The sequence below is a fragment of the Rhizobium ecuadorense genome, assembly GCF_001187535.1.
Lineage (GTDB): Bacteria > Pseudomonadota > Alphaproteobacteria > Rhizobiales > Rhizobiaceae > Rhizobium > Rhizobium ecuadorense.
In genome coordinates this window covers 1-282 of record NZ_LFIO01000143.1, presented here as the reverse complement: position 1 = coordinate 282, position 282 = coordinate 1, and the positions used below count along the sequence as shown (strand labels likewise).

At 53.9% G+C, this 282-nt stretch carries 1 pseudogene; it reads right to left on the bottom strand.

The window, feature by feature from the left end:
- Positions 1 to 282 (bottom strand): annotated as a pseudogene (locus AF337_RS04325) (ABC transporter ATP-binding protein/permease); the annotation flags it as partial.

The window sequence follows — 282 nt, the reverse complement described above, 5'->3', positions numbered from 1 at the left end:
GGAATGATTTGGATCAGCCAGTTGTAACCCGTGGTGAAGAATCCCACGTTGCGATTGATCGCGGTGACTTTGCGAAAATTGGTGACCGCATCCTCAAGTCGCTGCAGTAGACGAAAGCTCTGCTGTTCTTCGCAATGCGCCAGCACAATGGATTCGGCGTTTTCTCGAACTTGAATTAGGCCGGAGCGGAAGCTGGCCTCCTTGTCGAGCTGATCGTAGTTCAGTTTGATGAGCGGTCGCCCAAGCGCGATCGTCAGGTACGACCCGCAAGCGGCATACAGA